Source organism: Glutamicibacter sp. AGC84 (assembly GCF_053543575.1).
The window spans coordinates 134196-137636 of record NZ_JBLVOC010000020.1; the positions used below are offsets into that span (position 1 = coordinate 134196).

5 protein-coding genes are annotated in these 3441 nt (G+C 62.5%); 2 read left to right on the top strand and 3 right to left on the bottom strand.

Going from position 1 to position 3441, the window contains the following annotated elements:
* Positions 1–26: 26 nt before the first annotated feature.
* Genes ACNPN0_RS12950 through ACNPN0_RS12960 form a run of 3 tightly spaced genes read right to left on the bottom strand, consistent with a single transcriptional unit; the run spans position 27 to position 1603 of the window.
* Positions 27–935, bottom strand: a complete 909-nt coding sequence (locus ACNPN0_RS12950; RefSeq protein WP_448938613.1) for an SURF1 family cytochrome oxidase biogenesis protein — start codon at positions 933–935, stop codon at positions 27–29.
* Positions 936–1181 (bottom strand): acetone carboxylase, encoded by a 246-nt coding sequence (locus ACNPN0_RS12955; protein WP_105657794.1) that lies wholly within the window; start codon positions 1179–1181, stop codon positions 936–938. It lies immediately after the preceding gene.
* The gene (locus ACNPN0_RS12960; protein ID WP_133833403.1) at positions 1181–1603 is read right to left on the bottom strand and encodes a DUF3099 domain-containing protein; all 423 of its coding nucleotides are present in this window, start codon (positions 1601–1603) and stop codon (positions 1181–1183) included. Before ACNPN0_RS12960 ends, ACNPN0_RS12955 begins: the two co-directional genes overlap by 1 nt.
* Before the next feature lie 181 nt (positions 1604–1784).
* Here ACNPN0_RS12960 and fabG point away from each other — a divergent pair, with 181 nt between their 5' ends.
* Together fabG and ACNPN0_RS12970 are read left to right on the top strand one after the other, a co-directional pair.
* Positions 1785–2543: a 3-oxoacyl-ACP reductase FabG gene (gene fabG, locus ACNPN0_RS12965; RefSeq protein ID WP_448938614.1), complete on the top strand. Its 759-nt coding sequence runs from the start codon at positions 1785–1787 to the stop codon at positions 2541–2543.
* A 34-nt stretch (positions 2544–2577) separates the two neighbouring features.
* Positions 2578–3327 carry an SDR family oxidoreductase gene (locus ACNPN0_RS12970; RefSeq protein ID WP_448938928.1) on the top strand — a complete coding sequence of 250 codons (750 nt, stop codon included), beginning with the start codon at positions 2578–2580 and terminating at the stop codon, positions 3325–3327.
* The last annotated feature ends 114 nt before the right edge of the window (positions 3328–3441 follow it).

Below are 3441 nucleotides of genomic sequence, written 5' to 3' on the forward strand. Positions count from 1 at the left end.
CCGCGCGGTTCCCTTGTTTCCCGCAGCTACTTCGGGAGGCCGCCTGGCGTGTGGTCGGCCTGGTCGAGCAGCGCATCCTCGATGGCTTCATCGGTCGGCGTGCCGTCACGGCGGAACTTCTTATCCGGCTTGGCGCGAATCTTGCGCACCTTGTGCAGCGGCTCGTCCAGGCCCAGCGCCTCGGCTTCGGCTTGCTCGGCGGCATCCTCGGCGTTCAGCTTCTTCTGCTGGCGAGCGGCGTACCAGAAGCCGATGAAGGCCAGCACGCCAAAGATGTACCACTGGATCTCGTAGGAAAGATGCGGACCTTCATCCATATCCGGAGCGTCCAGCTGCAGTGGCGCAGTGGCCGGGGCCGGATCCTCTTCGTACATCAGGCCGTAGGCGCCCTGGGCGATCTCGTAGTCCAGGAGCTTGGCGTAGTCTTCGAGCTGGATCGAAGCCAATTGGCCCTCCGGGGCGCCGCGGTCCAAGCGGATTTCCGATGGCTTCAAGCGCACATCCACGGTGACTTCTCCGGCAGGCGGCGCTGGAACCGCGTCCGGGTGGCCGTCTTCCTGGTTGCCGATCGGCAGGTAGCCGCGGTTCACGACGACAGTTGCGCCCTCGGTGGTCCTGAACGGCACCAGCACCTCGTAGCCGGGGTTGCCGGCCTTAATGCGGTTGCGCACGATCCTGGTATCCGCGGGGAGGTATTGGCCGGTCAGCTGCGCGGTCATCCAGGTCTTTTCCTCGTCCAGGTCCTGGAAATTCTCCAGGGCCTGCTTGCCGGTGACCGGCTCCGCGAAGTAGTTGCGGTTGACCCGTTCGATGCCCTCGAGTACTTCGGCGCGGCGGTCGGCTTGCCAATTGCCCAAGCCAATGCAGGCGGCGGCGAAGATCGCCACCAGAATGAGCCAGCCCACCCACCGGGTACTGGCCAGAAAACGATACATCTACTTGCTTTCTCCTTCATTGCCCGGCATCGGCAGCGTTTCCTTGTAGAGCAGGCGTTCCTTCAGGTACGTTTCGAGCCAGTCGCGATGCTCTTCGCAGGCCAGCCAGATTTTGCGCCGGTCCGGGGTGTGGATCTTCGGATTATTCCACAGCAGCTGGTGGCTGGCGGCGTTGCGGCAGCCCTTTCGCGAGCACTGGATTTCGGCGGCGGCAGGGGAGCCGCCGAGCGAACCTAGCAGATCCACTAGTCCTCCTTGGGAGCAGTTGTTGGCTGTTGCACCGGTTCAGCTTCTTCGGCGAAGCTTCCATCGATCACTTCTGGTTCCGGTGCCTGCTGCGCGGCCGGCGCGGTTTCGTCCGGTGCGGCGATAGCCTGGGCGCCGGGAGCCTTGTAGAACTCGGCGGGCGGTTCGCGTTTGGTCAGATCCGCCCCGCCGTTGGCGATCACCACTGCGATATAGGGAAGGATAATTGCGCCCGCGAGCAAGACCCAGCGCAGCCAGCCATCGAAGAAGAAAGCGAGAACGAAGCAGATCAGGCGCACGGTCATGGAAATCGTGTATTTGCGCACACGTGAATCGCGCTCGGTGGTATGGGACTCGCGCGCTTCGGTAATGCGGTGAACTTCCGGTTGGCTGGAACCGTGATTCGTGGGCTGTGGGGACATGTAAAAGACTTCGCTTCGCAGTACGGGATCTGCTCCCATTGTCTCACCTGCGGCACGAAGAGTGTAATTTCTACGCGCTGTCGAAGCGGTAAAACTGGGTAGTAACTAATAGGATTGTTCACGGAGTAGCTACTTAACTAGGCAAAGTGCGCTTTTCGGCTGGCCCTTGGAGAGATTTACCATGCCAGGACAGCGAGCGCATGAACGGAGAAATACATTGACTACGGAACCAACCACTGGCCGCAGTGTCCTCGTGACCGGCGGCAACCGCGGCATCGGACTTGCTATTGCGCGCGCATTCGAAGCCAACGGCGACAAAGTGGCCATTACCTACCGCAGCGGCGAGGTTCCCGCCGGACTGCTCGGCGTCAAGGCCGATGTCACCGACGGCGAATCGATCGACGCGGCCTTCAAGGAAGTTGAAGCGGCCCACGGTCCGGTTGAAGTCCTCGTCGCCAATGCCGGGGTCACCAAGGACACCCTGCTGCTGCGCATGAGCGAAGACGACTTCACCTCGGTGATCGACACCAACCTCACCGGCGCCTTCCGCGTGATCAAGCGCGCGTCCAAGGGCATGATCCGGCTCAAGCGCGGCCGTGTTGTGCTGATTTCCTCGGTCGTCGGCCTTTACGGCTCGCCAGGGCAGATCAACTACGCGGCGTCCAAGGCCGGCCTGGTGGGCATCGCCCGCTCGCTGACCCGTGAACTGGGCTCACGCGGCATCACCGCCAACGTTGTGGCTCCGGGCTTCATCAACACCGAGATGACCGCAGTGCTGCCAGAGGACACCCAGAAGGAATACCTCTCCAACATTCCGGCCAACCGCTTTGCTGAGCCTGAAGAGGTTGCCAACGTGGTCCGCTGGATCGCCAGCGACGAAGCAGGCTACATCTCCGGTGCCGTGATCCCGGTTGATGGCGGCCTGGGCATGGGCCACTAGAAGATTTAAGCAAGAAATCCAAAGGAGTACCACCATGAGTGAATTCAAAGGTGCCGTTGTAACCGGTTCCTCGCGCGGCATCGGTGCGGTGACCGCGCAGCTGCTGGCCGAGCAGGGCGTTGGCGTAGTGGTCAACTACCGCGCCAAGGCCCCGCGCGCCAACAAGATTGTTGCCGCTATTGAAGAAAAGGGCGGCAAGGCCGTTGCCGTGGGCGCCGACCTGACCACCGTTGAGGGTCCGCAGGCTCTGGTTGACGCGGCCGTTGAGAACTTCGGTTCGCTGGATGTCGTCGTGCTCAACGCTTCGGGCGGCATGGAAACCTCCATGGGCGAAAACTATGCGCTGCGCCTGAACCGCGACGCGCAGGTGGCCATGCTGGAAGCCGCGCTGCCCAAGCTGAGCGAAGGCGGCCGCGTGGTCTTCGTCACCAGCCACCAGGCGCACTTCATCAACGAAGTAACCACCATGGATGCCTACGACGCTGTGGCCAAGTCCAAGCGCGCCGGCGAAGATGCACTGCGTGAAATGATCCCGAAGCTGGCCGAGAAGAACATCACCTTCGTGGTGGTCTCCGGTGACATGATCGAAGGCACCATTACCGCAACCCTGCTCAACCGCATGGAGCCAGGTGCTATCGACGCCCGCCGCGAAGCTGCCGGCAAGCTGTACTCCGTCGAGGAATTCGGCGCCGAGGTAGCCAAGATGGTCTTCGCCGACGTCGAGACCGGCCACACCGAGCTGGTTGGCGGCGCAGGCGACTTCCTGGAGCAGTCGGGCAAGTAAGCCCCCGCAGCAGCGCGCATCAGCTGGCGGCAGTTACCCCCGTGCCGGGGTTCCGACCGCCAGCTTTTCCGTGCCTGGGGCAAAATGCGCCGCGTTAAGCGAAATCGCCGGGCA